Annotated in this window: 15 protein-coding genes; all 15 read left to right on the top strand. The window is 48.0% G+C overall.

The annotated features are described in order from the left end of the window. The first annotated feature begins 4 nt into the window (after window positions 1–4). The 15 genes from RGU75_RS01730 (at window position 5) to uvrC (ending at window position 15,787) form a co-directional block, all read left to right on the top strand. The gene (locus tag RGU75_RS01730) at window positions 5–643 is read left to right on the top strand and encodes a sigma-E factor negative regulatory protein (RefSeq protein ID WP_322232528.1); all 639 of its coding nucleotides are present in this window, start codon (window positions 5–7) and stop codon (window positions 641–643) included. A gap of 1 nt (window position 644) precedes the next feature. Continuing rightward, complete coding sequence (locus tag RGU75_RS01725) at window positions 645–1,661, top strand: MucB/RseB C-terminal domain-containing protein (RefSeq protein ID WP_322232527.1); 1,017 nt, start codon at window positions 645–647, stop codon at window positions 1,659–1,661. 12 nt (window positions 1,662–1,673) lie between these two features. Further along, window positions 1,674–3,179, top strand: a complete 1,506-nt coding sequence (locus RGU75_RS01720) for a DegQ family serine endoprotease (RefSeq protein ID WP_322232526.1) — start codon at window positions 1,674–1,676, stop codon at window positions 3,177–3,179. Between the two features lie 181 nt (window positions 3,180–3,360). After that, complete coding sequence (locus tag RGU75_RS01715) at window positions 3,361–3,639, top strand: glutaredoxin family protein (RefSeq protein ID WP_322232525.1); 279 nt, start codon at window positions 3,361–3,363, stop codon at window positions 3,637–3,639. A gap of 354 nt (window positions 3,640–3,993) precedes the next feature. Further along, on the top strand, window positions 3,994–5,787 hold the full coding sequence (lepA, locus tag RGU75_RS01710; RefSeq protein WP_322240161.1) for a translation elongation factor 4: 1,794 nt from the start codon (window positions 3,994–3,996) through the stop codon (window positions 5,785–5,787). Continuing rightward, window positions 5,784–6,701 carry a signal peptidase I gene (gene lepB / locus RGU75_RS01705; protein ID WP_322232524.1) on the top strand — a complete coding sequence of 306 codons (918 nt, stop codon included), beginning with the start codon at window positions 5,784–5,786 and terminating at the stop codon, window positions 6,699–6,701. Before lepA ends, lepB begins: the two co-directional genes overlap by 4 nt. A gap of 34 nt (window positions 6,702–6,735) precedes the next feature. Beyond that, on the top strand, window positions 6,736–7,128 hold the full coding sequence (locus RGU75_RS01700) for a DUF4845 domain-containing protein (RefSeq protein WP_322232523.1): 393 nt from the start codon (window positions 6,736–6,738) through the stop codon (window positions 7,126–7,128). Window positions 7,129–7,148: 20 nt separating this feature from the next. Then, a complete protein-coding gene (rnc, locus tag RGU75_RS01695) occupies window positions 7,149–8,141 on the top strand; it encodes a ribonuclease III (RefSeq protein WP_322232522.1) in 993 nt (330 codons plus the stop codon). Between the two features lie 58 nt (window positions 8,142–8,199). After that, window positions 8,200–9,111, top strand: coding sequence for a GTPase Era (gene era / locus RGU75_RS01690; protein ID WP_322232521.1), 912 nt, complete (start codon window positions 8,200–8,202; stop codon window positions 9,109–9,111). A 9-nt stretch (window positions 9,112–9,120) separates the two neighbouring features. Beyond that, window positions 9,121–10,110, top strand: coding sequence for a DNA repair protein RecO (recO, locus tag RGU75_RS01685; RefSeq protein ID WP_322232520.1), 990 nt, complete (start codon window positions 9,121–9,123; stop codon window positions 10,108–10,110). An 18-nt stretch (window positions 10,111–10,128) separates the two neighbouring features. Then, the gene (locus RGU75_RS01680; protein WP_322232519.1) at window positions 10,129–11,400 is read left to right on the top strand and encodes a benzoate/H(+) symporter BenE family transporter; all 1,272 of its coding nucleotides are present in this window, start codon (window positions 10,129–10,131) and stop codon (window positions 11,398–11,400) included. 118 nt (window positions 11,401–11,518) lie between these two features. Beyond that, window positions 11,519–12,283, top strand: a complete 765-nt coding sequence (pdxJ, locus tag RGU75_RS01675) for a pyridoxine 5'-phosphate synthase (protein ID WP_322232518.1) — start codon at window positions 11,519–11,521, stop codon at window positions 12,281–12,283. A gap of 31 nt (window positions 12,284–12,314) precedes the next feature. Continuing rightward, a complete protein-coding gene (gene acpS, locus RGU75_RS01670; protein ID WP_322232517.1) occupies window positions 12,315–12,707 on the top strand; it encodes a holo-ACP synthase in 393 nt (130 codons plus the stop codon). A gap of 173 nt (window positions 12,708–12,880) precedes the next feature. Beyond that, a complete protein-coding gene (nagZ, locus tag RGU75_RS01665) occupies window positions 12,881–13,894 on the top strand; it encodes a beta-N-acetylhexosaminidase (RefSeq protein ID WP_322240159.1) in 1,014 nt (337 codons plus the stop codon). Between the two features lie 36 nt (window positions 13,895–13,930). Further along, window positions 13,931–15,787 (top strand): excinuclease ABC subunit UvrC, encoded by a 1,857-nt coding sequence (gene uvrC / locus RGU75_RS01660; RefSeq protein WP_322232516.1) that lies wholly within the window; start codon window positions 13,931–13,933, stop codon window positions 15,785–15,787. Window positions 15,788–15,995 lie beyond the last annotated feature (208 nt).

Genomic DNA, 15,995 nt, shown 5'->3' with positions numbered 1-15,995 from the left:
ACTTATGAATACCAATGAAATACCCCAAGAGCAGATATCTGCCTTGGCTGATGGTGAATTATCTAATGCTTACGTGGATGTGGCATTGGCGGCATTGCGTCAAAATGAGGGGCGTGCCACGTGGGATGCTTACCATCAAATTGGCGATATATTGCGCTCTGACGACATGGCATTTTCATTGAGTTCAGACTTTACTTCGCGCATGCTTGAACGGCTGAATGCCGAGCCCGCAATGATCGCTGCACCACTGGCGGTCGTGCCGATTGCAGAGAGACACATTGCTATAGGCAGTGGGTCTGCTGCAATCGGCACGCGCTCGTTAAAACGTTTTGCTCTGCCCAGTATGGCAGCGGCTGCAGCGGTTGCTGCAGTTGCGTTTATTACGGTGCCGCACATGATGAATGTAAATAATCAGTCTACAAGTCCGGCGATGCTTTCTGCGGTGCAAATGACGTTGGCGTCAGCTTCTAACATTAATGTGGGTTATGGGTCTCAAACCGTGACATTGCCAGCAGATTCTGAAGTACTACGCGATTCGCGTATTGATGAGTATTTGTCGGCGCACCAGCGTTTCTCTCCTTCACTTTACAATACTGCGCAATACGCTCGCTCAGCTACATTTGCCATTGATGCTGATAACTAATATGCGGCAGACTAAGTTTCTGCTTCGGTTTTTCATTATTTTGTCGACTTTATTTGCTCTTTCGGCGCGCGCGGAAGGAGTAACGACAGAAAAGCTTGCCGACAATCATGAAGCGCAGACTCTTTTGAAAAGAATTCAGTCTGCGGCACAAAAGCTTAATTACTCAGGCACGTTCGTATACCAACAAGGCAATCAAATGCGTACATCACGCATTACGCATATCTTGGAGGGGCGCAATGAGTTAGAAAAGTTAGAAGTGTTGGACGGCAAACCGCGCGAATATATTCGTCACAATGAGGACGTGACTTGTTACATGCCCGACACCAAGACGTTATCGATTGAGAAACGGGTTACGCAGGATGTATTTCCTGCGATCCTTGCTTCCATTCCCAGCGATTTGACCGATTATTACAATGTCAAACTTGGCGAATCAGGTCGGGTAGCGGGTCATGATTGTCAGGCGGTTCTGCTTGAACCCAAAGATAAAATGCGTTATGGCTATAAACTTTGGGCAGAAAAAAAGTCAGGTCTGCTGATGAGAGCCCAGACGTTAAATAATAAAAACGAGATCGTTGAACAGATCTCGTTCACCGAGATTTTCATCGGTAACATTTCACGTAACCGCATAAGATCAAGTTTTGGCAATACGAGTAGTTGGCATGTAGAGCATAGTGCGATGAGCCCCACAAATTTGAATGAATGGGCCGTTACCGGAATGCCGCCTGGTTTCAAGAAGGTGCGGGAATTAAAGCGTGTAGTAGTTGATGCGCCCGCGCAGAACTCAGGGGCAGCACCGGTTAGACGGGAAGTGTCGCAAATTGTTTTTTCTGATGGATTAGCTGCCATCTCGGTGTTTATTGAGCCGGGTAGTCAAAGTCGCACGGAAGGCTCGATGCAGCAAGGAGCTTTGAATATTGTAGGAAAACGTCAAGGTGACTTCTGGTTGACAATTGTCGGTGAAGTACCTGCCGTGGCAATTCGTCAGGTTGCCAATTCGATTGAACTCAAAAATAAATAAGACCTATACACTATGAAAATGGCTCGCACTGCTCATCATGTTTTTTCAGCACTTTTGTTAGGAGCGACTGTATCTTTTGTTGTTCCCGTCATATTCGACACGCTACCTTCTGCAGTCGCGGCTCCTATGGTCGGATTGCCCGACTTCACGGAAATAGTTGAAAAAGCAGGGCCGGCTGTCGTCAATATTCGTACTACCGAAAAAGCGAAAGCTGATGCTGCGGCTACCGGTCAGCCGAGTGATGATGAAATGCAGGAGTTTTTGCGACGATTCTTCGGCGTCCCACCAAACGGTGCTGGTAAGCCACAACCACTTGTTCCTAAGGGGCGTAAACCGAGTGCCAAGGCGCAGCAACCTGAAGAGGTGCCGCGCGGTGTTGGTTCAGGGTTCATTATTTCAGCAGACGGCTACATTATGACTAATGCCCACGTTGTTGATGGGGCCAGTGAAGTATATGTAAAGCTGACAGATAAGCGTGAATTTAAAGCTAAAGTGATTGGGGCGGATAGTCGCACTGATGTTGCGCTGCTGAAAATCGAAGGTACTAACCTGCCACGCCTGACTATGGGCGATTCCGATAAGATCAAGGCTGGCGAATGGGTTTTGGCGATAGGATCACCTTTCGATCTTGAAAATACGGTCACGTCTGGCATTATTTCTGCAAAAGCGCGTGATACTGGTGACTATTTGCCATTGATTCAAACCGATGTGGCCGTGAATCCTGGTAACTCGGGTGGACCTTTGATAAATATGCGTGGGGAAGTGGTTGGTATTAACTCCCAGATATATAGTCGCTCAGGTGGCTTTATGGGTATCTCTTTTGCTGTACCGATAGATGAGGCGATGCGGGTTTCCGATCAACTCAAAACGTCAGGAAAAGTTACCCGCGGTCGTATTGGTGTCCAGATTGGTGAGGTCACTAAAGAGGTGGCGGAATCATTGGGCTTACCGAAAGCGCAAGGAGCACAAGTTGAACGCGTTGAGTCTGATGGTCCAGCAGCCAAGGCGGGGGTTCAGGCAGGCGATATTATCTTGAAATTGAATGGTACGACGATTGAAAAAGCGAATGATCTCCCGCGCATTGTTGGCAACATCAAACCGGGTACGAAGGGCGTTTTGACTGTTTGGCGTAAAGGTGCAAGTCGTGATATAGCGTTGACGATTACGGAAATGAAAACGGATAAAGTTGAAAAGGCAGATGACGCGGCTGGTAGCGCTGATGCTGCAAAGCCGAGCCCGGTAGCCAATGCATTAGGATTGGTGGTGAGTGATTTGAGCGCCGACAAGAAGAAAGAAATGCAAGTTGATTATGGCGTATTGGTTGATTCAGTTGAAGGAAGCGCAGCCCGCGTTGGTCTACAGGTTGGCGATGTGATTCAGCGCTTGAACAATACGGACGTGAAGGATGCTAAGCAATTCAATGCTTTAGTTTCTAAATTGGAATCGAAAAAAATGGCTGTAGTGTTAGTTCGCCGTGGTGAGTCATCGCAGTTTGTGCCATTACGTCCAACTAATTAACACGTTTGGCTGGGTTGTAAGGCTGGATATTTGCTGCAGGCGAGAATAGTCCGTAAGGCGATGAAAGCTGCAGACTGCGAAGTTTGCAGCTTTTTTTATGTAATTTATTTTCTACTAACAAGATCGCTTTATTTGCGCATATCGCGGGTTAAGTGGCGAATGAGAATTTTTTTGGAAGTCGATGTCGATAATTACTTTCACTCTCTTGGGACGTTCTTATTGTCATTTATGTGACGATATGTTGCATGCATTATTAGCATTACCCGCGATGGCAGAACTGGTTAATATTTACGGGCAAGGCCTTGTCGAGCAAATTGATGTGGACGGTGCCCCGGAATTGGTTGCGCTCTACGACGAGTTAGTCCCTGTTCTTATCGGCAACAAAGAAGGGCAATCACCTGTGCAACTTTGCCATTATTTTTTGGATTCCGACAAGGTGAACACTTTTTTAAAGCAATGAATAACTGTTTCGCTGTGTAACCGTGTGAATAATTAACATTTCTTTAATGTCAGGATGCTTTAGAACCCAAGGTGCGCATCCCGGGTGATTTAAGACGCCGTTTTCATGATTTTATGGCTTGTCGCGGCGAAAGACCTGGATATTTTCGATAAGACGAAGTAGGACGTTTGGGGTTGATCTGGCCGTTAAATCTGTTCACCAGAATTCGCACAAGTCCGATTTGTCAGTTTTTTGCCACTAAAATCCGGTAAAATGGCGTCAATTGAATATCCTGCCATAAATGGTGCTCGCCTGGGCGACAACAGCCCGGATCAGAGCACCTTTTTTGTAATCGCATTGCCTCGACCAACATTAATGAACAACATTCGTAATTTTTCCATCATTGCTCACATTGACCACGGTAAATCTACTTTGGCGGATCGTATCATCCAATTTTGTGGAGGATTGTCAGATCGTGAAATGGGCGCGCAAGTACTTGATTCGATGGATATCGAGCGCGAACGCGGTATTACCATTAAAGCGCAAACGGCTGCCTTGTCATATAAGGCACTAGATGGGCAAATCTATAATTTGAACCTCATCGATACGCCAGGGCACGTCGACTTTAGTTATGAAGTAAGTCGTTCATTGTCTGCGTGCGAAGGCGCATTGTTGGTAGTCGATGCTTCACAAGGGGTCGAGGCACAGACCGTTGCTAATTGTTACACCGCGCTGGACCTGGGACTTGAAGTTGTGCCGGTTCTTAATAAAATCGATTTGCCGTCTGCCGATCCAGAGAACGCAAAAGCAGAAATCGAAGATGTTATCGGCATAGATGCCTCCGACGCAGTGCAGTGCTCGGCCAAAACTGGTTTAGGCGTGCGTGAAATTCTCGAAACCATTATTGTTAAGGTGCCCGCGCCAAAGGGTAATACGGATGCGCCTTTACAGGCTCTGATCGTAGACTCCTGGTTTGATAATTACGTTGGCGTAGTGATGTTAGTGCGCATTGTGAATGGGACCCTGCGTCCTAAAGACAAGATACAGCTGATGGCCGCCGGTTCGCAACATCTGACTGAAAGCATTGGTGTATTTACGCCGAAAATGCAAGTCCGCGAAACGTTGTCTGCAGGACAGGTTGGATACATCATTGCTGGTATTAAAGAACTAAAGGCGGCGAAGGTTGGCGACACAGTGACGCTGGCAAATAATCCGGCCACCGGAGCCTTACCCGGCTTTAAAGAGGTTCAGCCTCAGGTTTTTGCAGGTCTATTTCCGGTTGAATCTAATCAGTATGATGCTTTACGTGATTCACTGGAAAAACTGAAGCTGAATGACGCCGCTTTGCAATATGAGCCGGAAGTTTCACAAGCACTAGGATTTGGTTTTCGCTGTGGTTTCCTAGGCTTGCTTCACATGGAAATCGTCCAGGAGCGGCTCGAACGCGAATTCGATATGGATCTGATCACCACTGCGCCGACGGTGATTTATGAGGTTGTCCTGCGCGACGGTTCTATCTTGATGGTCGATAATCCATCAAAAATGCCAGAGCCGAGTAGAATCGAAGAGGTGCGTGAACCTATCGTAACGGTCAATTTATACATGCCGCAAGAGTACGTCGGGTCGGTTATTACCCTCTGTACTTTGAAGCGAGGTATGCAAAAAGACATGCACTATCACGGCAAGCAAGTGAAGCTGATCTACGAAATGCCGATGGCTGAAATTGTTTTGGACTTTTTTGATCGCCTAAAATCCACTTCGCGCGGTTATGCGTCAATGGATTATGAGTTCAAAGAATATCGTTCAGCCGATGTGGTCAAAGTCGACATGCTGATTAATAGTGAAAAAGTCGATGCTTTAGCGATTATTGTGCATCGCTCTAACAGTAATCATCGTGGGCGTGCAGTTGCTGCCAAGATGCGTGAACTGATTCCACGTCAAATGTTTGATGTCGCGATTCAGGCCGCAATTGGTGTGAATATTATTTCCCGTGAAAACGTCAAAGCGCTTCGTAAAAACGTGTTGGCAAAGTGTTACGGCGGCGACATTAGTCGTAAGCGCAAATTGCTAGAGAAGCAAAAGGCAGGTAAGAAACGCATGAAGCAGGTCGGTTCGGTGGAAATTCCACAAGAAGCGTTCCTCGCAATTTTACAAGTGGATGACAAATGACATTGCAATCAATTTTAGGAAATTTCGCGTTAATTCTGTTTGTGCTGATGGTGGTAACAGGAATTATCTGGTTCTTGGACCGATTTTATTTACGCGCGCAACGTCGCGCTAAAGCCGATGCGGCGCTGGCAGCATTTGATGCGCGGAATGTCAAATTACGTGCAGAAGGCATCAAATTAGAAAGTAGTGGTCGCGCCGAACTGGAAGCTAACCTATTGCGTCAGCCAACCTGGGTCGAATATTCCGGCAGTTTTTTCCCCGTCATTGCCATGGTATTTTTCTTGCGCTCCTTTCTTTATGAGCCGTTTAAAATTCCATCGAGTTCAATGGTCCCTACTTTGTTAGTGGGTGACTTGATTCTAGTGAATAAATTTACTTACGGTATTCGGCTACCCATCCTCAACAAAAAAATCATTGACGTAAGTACCCCTCAACGCGGTGATGTGATGGTGTTCAAATATCCGAAGGATTTGTCATTGGATTACATCAAACGCGTAGTTGGCGTTCCTGGTGATAAAATAGTGTATAAAAACAAGCGCTTAACCATTAATGGCACCGCGCTTACCTATACCGCACTACCAGACTATTTAAATGAAGATAGCTTAAATTATTCCAAGCAATTTGCAGAAAATCTGTCGAATGTTGATCATAAAATTGCCGTTGTGGAACAAGCCCCGCCGATCAATTTAAGTGGTGTTCAGGATTTTCCGTATAAAGAAAACTGTTCTTATAATCAAGATGGCTTCGCATGTACTGTTCCTTCTGGGCAGTATTTCATGATGGGCGATAATCGTGATAACAGCGAAGATAGTCGTTATTGGGGTTTTGTCCCAGATCAAAATATTGTTGGTAAGGCATTTTTGGTGTGGATGAATCTAGGTAATCTGAAGCGTATTGGTACTTTTTTTGATTAAATTCTTTGACGCAATAACGTATCAGGAGCGATGAATGACAAGAAATTCAAGGAATGCCTGGAGGCAGCAACGGGGTATTACGTTGTTTGGCTTAATTGTCTGGTTAGCAATTCTTGGATTTATTGTCGTCCTTTCTGCAAAAGTTATTCCTACTATTATTGAATATACATCGATTAAAAAAGCAGTTGCAACTGTTAAATCAAGCGGCGGTACTGTAAAAGAAATTCGCGACGCATTTGATCGTCAAACCGAAGTGGGCTATATCGATGCAATCCACGGTAAAGATCTGGACATTACCAAAAATGGCGAGGATATTGAAATTAACTTCGCGTATAGAAAAATAATTTCGATCGTTGCACCGGTCAGCTTGTTAATTGACTATTCTGGAACAACCGCTAGTTCGTCTAGCAAAAAAACCATCGATTGATGGAGTAAGTCGTAGACCAAATGGACGTTATATTATTGCAAAATCGGCTTGGCCACACATTTAAGGATGCTACGTTGTTGCAGCAGGCCTTGACGCACCGCAGTCATAGCACCTTGCATAACGAGCGGCTAGAGTTTTTAGGCGATTCGATATTGAATTGCGTTGTCGCATCGTTGTTGTTTGACCGCTATACCAAAATTGATGAAGGTGACTTGTCCAGGGTGCGTGCTAATTTGGTAAAGCAGCAATCGTTATATGAAATTGCACAACGCCTGGAGTTGTCTCAATTTTTGCGATTGGGTGAAGGCGAACTCAAGTCTGGTGGTTTTCGCCGTCCTTCCATTCTTGCAGATACGTTGGAGGCGTTGTTTGGCGCGATTTTCCTTGATGCTGGTTTCGATGTCGCGCGCGATGCAATACGGGCCTTGTATATTCCTATTTTAGATACCGTCGATCCAAAGACGTTGGGTAAAGATGCTAAAACGTTATTGCAAGAATATCTGCAAGGAAAGAAAATTGCTTTACCGCAATATAATGTAGTGGCGACGCATGGAGCTGCGCATAATCAAGAATTCGAAATTGAATGTCTCGTTCCAAAATTAGAAATTCAAGTATTTGGCACCGGAGGAAGTCGTCGCGCAGGTGAGCAAGCGGCTGCAAAATTAGCTTTGGAAGCAGTGCAACAAGCTTTTATAAAAACACCGGGTGCGACGCGAAAAAGTAAGCCTAGAACCTCCCAATTGAAACTTGCTGGGATTGCTACCATTCAGCCTGATGCGCCCGGTAAGGAAGTGGCACTGTCAAAGCCAGTATCAATAAAGGATGTTGTTAAAAGCGAGGCTGTAAAACATCCTGTTAAGGCGGCGGCGCTTCCTGCCAATTTGACACCAGTTATCGTCGCAGACGTTTCTGTAGTATCGAAAGCGCAACCAGCGCAAACGGGCGCGGCAACAACGACCTCAACTACGACGGCAACAGTCGGTACTAAAGTTACCGTTGCTGCGCGTCGTTAATGGCTTTAAAAATAGCTCTAAATACCTTACCACTTACCGCGAGTAAATCGACAACCGCATGACAGAATCCGTATCCCAGGCACCCGCATCCGACTTTCGTTGCGGCTACATCGCTATAGTAGGTCGTCCCAATGTTGGTAAATCGACGTTGATGAATGAACTTATCGGTGCCAAAGTGAGTATCACTTCGCGCAAAGCGCAGACCACCAGACACCGCATTACCGGCATCCAAACTTTGCCCGATACGCAATTTGTCTATGTGGACACGCCTGGTTTCCAGACCCGTCACTCAAATGCATTGAATAAAACGCTGAATCGCACTGTCACGACGACGTTGACGGCTTCAGATGTCATCTTGTTTGTGATTGAGGCTGGTACTTTTGGACCAGCCGACCAGCAAGTGCTTGAGCTCTTACCCGCTAGCGTGCCTTGCATATTGGTAATTAATAAGTCAGACCGCGTTAAAGACAAAGCTGTGTTGTTGCCATTCGCCCAGAAAATTGCGGCGTTACGGGATTTTGCCGCGGTTGTGCCTGTGTCTGCCAAACTGCGGTTTCAGTTGGAAAACTTGCAAGCGGAGACGCGTAAATATCTCCCGCTTAACCCGCCGGTGTTTGGCGAAGATGACATTACCGATCGTAGCGAAAAATTTTTAGCCGCTGAAATCGTGCGCGAAAAGTTATTCCGTTTTGTTGGCGATGAGTTGCCTTACACCAGTACTGTTCTTATCGAAAAGTTTGAGGTGGAAGGTAATTTGCGACGTGTATTTGCCGCGATTCTGGTTGAGCGTAATACGCATAAATCGATGGTAATCGGTCAAAAGGGCGCGCGTTTGAAAGATATCTCGACACAATCCCGTCTGGATATGGAGCGCCTTTTCGGTGGTCCGGTTTATCTGGAAATTTGGGTAAAAGTAAAATCCGGCTGGGCCGATAACGAAGCCGGATTGCGCGCCTACGGTTACGAGTAAGACGTCGGTATGAGTGCCACCAGTGTTGATGCGGCTATAGAGGCAATTACTGTCCACGCGGAACAATTGTCTACCGTGGTGGCGGACTCTACACTTGTTGCTGTTGTCGAGAACGCGTCCTCTGGTTTGGCAAATAGTGCAACCACAATAGCCGCAACAACCGAATCTGCACCTTCTCCTGGATTGATTGCCAACTCACCGTCAATTCAACATTCAACTCCCCCTAATGGCGGAAAATCATCCGCCGCCGCCGCGGTCGCAACTAAGCGCGTTACTCGTCCCTCTGCAGAGTCGCGGATTGCGGGGCAACCTGGCTTTGTTCTGCATAGTTATCCGCATCGCGAAACCAGTCTGATACTGGATGTATTTACGCGCGATTATGGACGGATTGCTTTGGTAGCCAAAGGTGCGAAGCGTCCGCTGTCGAAACTGCGTGGTGTGCTGCAAACGTTCCAACCTCTTTCTCTCAGCTGGAGCGGCAAATCCGAAATCCGTACATTAACCGCTGCCGAATGGGTTGGCGGGATGTTGCCATTGGAAAAGTCAGCGCTATTATGTGGTTTTTATCTTAATGAACTTCTGGTAAAGCTGTTGGCGCGGGACGACGCCCATCCAACTTTGTTTAATCATTACGTCGTCACGCTAAACAAGTTGGCGCATCAGGAGCCAGCACCGATCGTCTTGCGGCAGTTTGAACGCGCATTATTGAAAGAAACCGGGGTTTCCGGGGATTTTACGATCTGTACCGGTAGTCGGCAGCGTGTCGAGTCCGATCTCCTGTATGTGGTCGATCCGGAGCGCGGACCTAGGGTGGCGCGGCTATCCGATAGCTGGCCATCAGTTAGCGGTAAAACATTGCTGGATATGGCGCGCGAGGATTACAGTGATATCAACACGCAGGCGCAGAGCAAAGTATTAATGCGATTTTTGCTGGCCTATCATTTGGGGGGCGCACCGTTAAATACGCGCCAGATTTTGATTGATTTGATGCAATTGTAAGACAACAAGAAAATGCGAATGAAAAATTTCCCATGGTCCACTTTGGCTGCTGGCTTCATCACCGTATTGGTCGGCATTACCAGCTCGGCAGCTATCGTGTTTCAGGCCGCCGCGTCTGCCGGTGCGACACCCGCTGAGATTAGCTCATGGATGCTAGCGCTTGGATTGGGAATGGGCGTCACATGCATCGGTTTGTCATTGCGCTACAAGACGCCAGTCGTTACCGCGTGGTCAACGCCAGGCGCAGCGCTGTTGATCACCAGCCTTGCTGGCGTACCGATGTCGGCGGCGATTGGGGCATTTTTATTTTCAGCAGCACTTTGCATCATATGCGGCGTGACAGGTTGGTTCGAGCGGGCAATGGGTAAAATTCCATTATCGATAGCCGCAGCGATGCTGGCCGGTATTCTGGTGCGCTTCGGCATGGATGTTTTTGTTGCTATGAAGCTGCAATTTTGGTTGGTTTTCGCCATGTTTATTGCTTATCTGTTGTGCAAGCGCTGGATTCCACGTTATGCCATCATCCTCGTACTGGGAGTTGGCATAGCGATTGCGGCGAAACAGGGCTTATTGCATTTCGAGAATTTTCATATCGCCTTCGCCCAACCGGTATTTACGATGCCGACCTTTTCGTGGGCAACGGCGATAGGTATAGGGATTCCTTTATTTGTCGTCAATATGGCATCACAGAACGCACCAGGCGTCGCGGTGCTGCGCGCTTCGGGTTACGATGTGCCGATTTCTCCACTCATTACGTGGACTGGAATAACCAATTTTCTGCTCGCGCCATTTGGTTGTTTTTCACTGAATCTGGCCGCCATTACGGCAGCAATCTGTACTGGCAAAGAAGCGCATGAAGATCCACAAAAACGGTATTGGGCTGGTGTTTTCGCAGGGATATTTTATTTGCTGGTGGGAGTATTTGGCGCAACAGTGGGGGCATTATTCGCTGCGTTTCCAAAAGAACTGATACTGGCAATTGCGGGGCTGGCGCTACTTGGAACTATCGCGAATGGCCTTAAGGTAGCGATGTCGAATGACAGTCAGCGTGAGGCTGCATTAATTACTTTTCTAGTTACCGCATCCGGTGTTTCATTTGCGGGTATTGGTTCCGCGTTCTGGGGGCTACTGGCCGGGGCGCTTGCTTTATTTTTGCTGACTTCGCGCGCTCGGGTTGCTCCGCAAACTTCGGACGCTGCCGCTGTTGTCACCACCGTTGTGGAGCCACCATCGCTATCTGTCCGACCTTCATCTTCTACGGTGCAGACCTCTTTGCGTCAAAACTCATGACAGAGCGGTTAGGTCGGTGTACTTTTGAATTATGCTTTAATTCTACTGTCTATTTATTTACCGACCATCTCTGCCCAATATATCTACCCACTAATTCCATCTGCTACCCCATAAACTGATGAGCTATCTTAATCCCACCCCAACGGTCATTGACCTCGGCATTAATATCGACCATGTCGCAACATTACGTAATGCGCGTGGCACAACCTATCCGGACCCACTACGGGCCGCCTTGGAGGCGGAAGAAGCTGGGGCGGATGCAATCACATTGCATCTCAGGGAAGATCGTCGTCACATTAAGGACGCAGACGTCGAGATCATTCGTCCCTTGTTGCGTACCCGGATGAACCTGGAGGCGGCCGTGACGCAAGAGATGATTGATTTCGCTTGCAAAATTAAACCGCAAGATGTGTGTCTGGTACCGGAGCGGCGACACGAATTGACAACCGAGGGTGGCCTCGACGTCATCAAATATTTTTCCGAAGTGCAGTCCGCTGTGCGTCAACTGCAAGCCGAGGGAATACGCGTGAGCCTTTTCATCGATCCCAATGTGGATCAGATTCAGGCAGCGGCAGAAGTCGGCGCACCAGTCATCGAACTGCATACTGGGCGCTATGCAGAAGCGCATCAAGCTACCGAACAGCGTAGCGAACTTGAGCGCGTCCAGCGGGCAGTCCAGGAAGGCGTTATCCGTGGGTTGAAGGTGAACGCAGGCCATGGTTTGCATTACACCAATGCCCAGGCGATTGCCGCGATACCAGACATCGCTGAACTCAATATCGGGCATGCGATTGTGGCGCACGCGGTGTTTGTTGGTTGGAAAGCGGCGGTCAGTGAAATGAAAGCATTGATGGTGAAGGCACGGTTGAATCGTCACAGTTAAATCGCGGCTAAACAGAATGTAAAAGGACATCATGATTTACGGCATTGGTACTGACATTATTCAGATTCCACGGATTGAAGCGGCGTTGTCGCGTCATGGCGACCGCTTTGCGGAAAAAATTCTGGGGCCTGAAGAACTCGTAAAATACCATCATCGAAAAGCTAAGATAGCGGCACGCGGTATTCGATTTTTAGCGACGCGTTTTGCGGCAAAGGAAGCATTTTCCAAGGCCATCGGAATAGGTCTGAGAATGCCGATGACATGGCGCGCGACGCAGACGTTGAATGCACCTGGCGGCAAGCCTGTGGTCGTCACCAGCGGTGTTCTGGAAGAATTTATGTTGAAGAACGGTCTGACCGCGCAGGTGTCGATTACTGACGAAGTTGAGTATGCGGTCGCTTTTGTCATTGTGGAAAAAATATGAGTATGAGTGTAATAGTTTCAAATGCGGATCAGCAAGACAGCACGCTAATGACTGATCATCTTTTGATTGATCAACTTCAGCTTGGTCATGTCGAAATTGATCAGGTAATGATTGATAAAGTAAAAATTGAAACCGATGGCGACAGTCAGCCACGACAGCCAATGGGGCCAGTAATGCTCGACGTCGTCGGCATCAGCCTGACTGCGGATGATATTCGAAGGATTCAACATCCGCTCACAGGCGGCGTCATTCTCTTCACGCGCAATTTTCAGGATAGGGCGCAACTGACGGCGTTAACTGCTGCTATTCGTGCAGCCCGTCCGAATATACTCATTGCGGTAGATCATGAAGGCGGACGCGTGCAGCGTTTCAGAACAGATGGATTTACACGCCTACCCGCAATGCGCGCGCTTGGAGAGTATTGGGACCGCGATGTATTAGGCGCGACCAAACTGGCTACGGCGGTCGGTTTTGTGCTGGCCGCAGAATTGCGGGCATGCGGAATCGATTTGTCGTTCACGCCAGTGCTCGATCTTGATTATGGTGGGTCTACCGTGATCGGTGAGCGTGCCTTTCATCGTGACCCACGCGTAGTGACTTTATTGGCAAAAAGCTTGAGCCATGGACTGCGGTTAGCCAGGATGGCAAACTGCGGAAAACATTTTCCAGGTCATGGTTTTGTAGAAGGCGATTCGCATCTCTCGATTCCGCTTGATCAGCGGTCATTGCGGCAGATTATGGAAGAGGACGTCAAGCCATATGACTGGCTCGGAATGAGTTTATCGGCGGTGATGCCGGCGCACGTGATTTATCCAAAAGTAGATCCACATTCAGCCGGATTTTCAAAAAAATGGCTGACGATACTGCGCGAAGAAGTTGGCTTTAACGGTGTTATTTTTAGCGACGATTTGAGCATGGCTGCGGCTAGTTCTGCTGGTACAGTGTTAGAGGGCGCAAATGCAGCCTTAAACGCTGGCTGCGATGTCGTGATGATTTGTAACTCTCCCGATAAAGCTGATGAATTGCTGGCTGGCCTGCGTCTCGAAGCTAGTCCGGCATCGCAAGCCAGTGCGGCCCGTCTGACAACGTTGGTGCCGCAGAGTATCGCGCTGGAATGGGATGAGCTACAAAAAAATGCTGAATACCGGGCTGCCAAGAAGTTGGTTATCGCACTCGTTCCCGCTTGAGTGCCAGTGCGGTAGCAATGTTAAATAGTTCAAAATATGATTGATTCCGAGATACCCGATCCAATGGCAGTCGTTTTAGACACGGTTGCCAAATTGCCGAATCTGCCCGGCGTGTATCGCTATTTCGATGCTGCCGACAATATTTTGTACGTTGGAAAAGCGCGCGAACTAAAAAAGCGCGTCTCCAGTTATTTCCAGAAAAATCTTGCTAGTCCACGGACCGCAATGATGGTGCAGAAAATTGCGCGATTAGAGACTACTGTGACGCGCAGTGAGGCTGAAGCATTGATACTTGAAAGCAATTTAATCAAGTCTTTGCAGCCGCGCTACAACATTCTTTTTCGAGATGATAAGTCGTATCCGTATCTCAAGATTAGTGGCCAGGAATATCCGCGTATGGCATATTACCGTGGCGGAATCGATAAAAAAAATCAATATTTCGGCCCATTCCCCAGCGCATGGGCGGTAAAAGAATCGATACAAATTTTGCAGAAAGTTTTTCTGCTCCGAACCTGCGAAGACTCGGTATTTGCCAATCGAACACGGCCTTGTTTGCTGCATCAGATCCAGCGTTGCAGTGCTCCATGTGTCGATCTGATCACGCGTGAGGATTATGCCGTTGATGTCGACAATGCCGCCAAATTTTTACGAGGTCGTCAAACCGAAGTGATGGCGACACTAGATCAAAAAATGCACGCGTTTGCGGCTGAATTAAAATTTGAACAAGCGGTTGTAGTACGCAATCAGATTAGTGCTTTATCTAAAGTATTACACCAGCAGAGTATGGAAATCGTTGGTGATAGCGACATCGATATTATTGCCGCAATTGTGCAAGGCGGTCGCGTCTGCGTCAATCTGGCGATGGTGCGCGGCGGTCGCCATCTTGGGGATCGGGCATATTTCCCCACGCATGTCGAGAGCGCATTGATTGGCGCTGATGAAGCAATTGATGTTTCCGTCATGAAGGCTTTTCTGGCACAACATTATATTGATACTTTTATTCCAGGCACATTGATCCTGAATCTCGATATCGACGAACCGGCATTAATGCTGGCATTGATGGCGCAATGTGGACATCGTATTAATCTGGTGTTCCAACCGCAAGGCCAACGTCGTCAATGGTTGGACATGGCACAAAAGGGTGCAGAAATTTCGTTGACCCGTCTGTTGTCGGAGCAGGGTTCACAGCAGGCCCGAACACGCGCATTGGTCGATGTCCTGACTATCGATATTCCAGATGTGGATGCTTTTCGCGTGGAGTGTTTCGATATTAGTCATACCTCTGGCGAAGCAACGCAGGCATCGTGTGTTGTGTTCCATCATCACGCGATGCAAAATGGCGAATATCGGCGTTATAACATTAAGGACATTACCCCGGGCGATGATTATGCCGCGATGCGCCAGGTATTGATGCGACGTTACGAGAAAGTTGCCAATGGCGGCGGTACGATGCCCGATATCGTGTTGGTTGATGGTGGCAAAGGTCAGGTCGAAATGGCGCGGCAAGTGCTGACCGAACTTGGGTTGGATATTAGTCTGATCGTCGGCGTTGCTAAAGGCGAGGGCCGCAAAGTAGGTCTGGAGACGTTGATTTTTGCTGACGAACGTACGCCGCGCGAATTAGGTAAAGAATCTGCTGCGTTGATGTTAATCGCCCAGATTCGCGATGAGGCACATCGTTTTGCCATCACGGGCATGCGCGCTAGACGTGCTAAAGCACGTCAAACCTCTCGTTTGGAGGAGATAGAGGGCGTTGGTGCAAAGAGACGCCAAAAGCTGCTGGCACGCTTTGGAGGACTCAGAGCGGTGGCAGATGCCAGTGTTGATGATTTAGCTTCTGTGGAGGGTATTTCGCGGCAACTGGCTGAAGATATTTATCGTCAACTCCATTGACCTAAGTTGTTGCGTAAAATCGATTAAGGCGGTTTATCCGTGTTTTATTTCCCAACTGCAGCCATACTCCTAGATAATTAGTGCTGGTCACAGAGCATACCGAGCAATAAGCCAGAAGATTGTCGGATCGGCTCTGCGCTCCTGCGAGGAATTGGCTGCAAAATGAACTAAACGATCCGTGTTTTACCAATCTCTTGACCAATAGCGC

The sequence above is a fragment of the Glaciimonas sp. CA11.2 genome, from assembly GCF_034314045.1.
Taxonomy (GTDB): domain Bacteria; phylum Pseudomonadota; class Gammaproteobacteria; order Burkholderiales; family Burkholderiaceae_D; genus Glaciimonas.
Note: the sequence above shows the minus strand (reverse complement) of the source record. Positions and strands in the feature narration are given on the sequence as shown.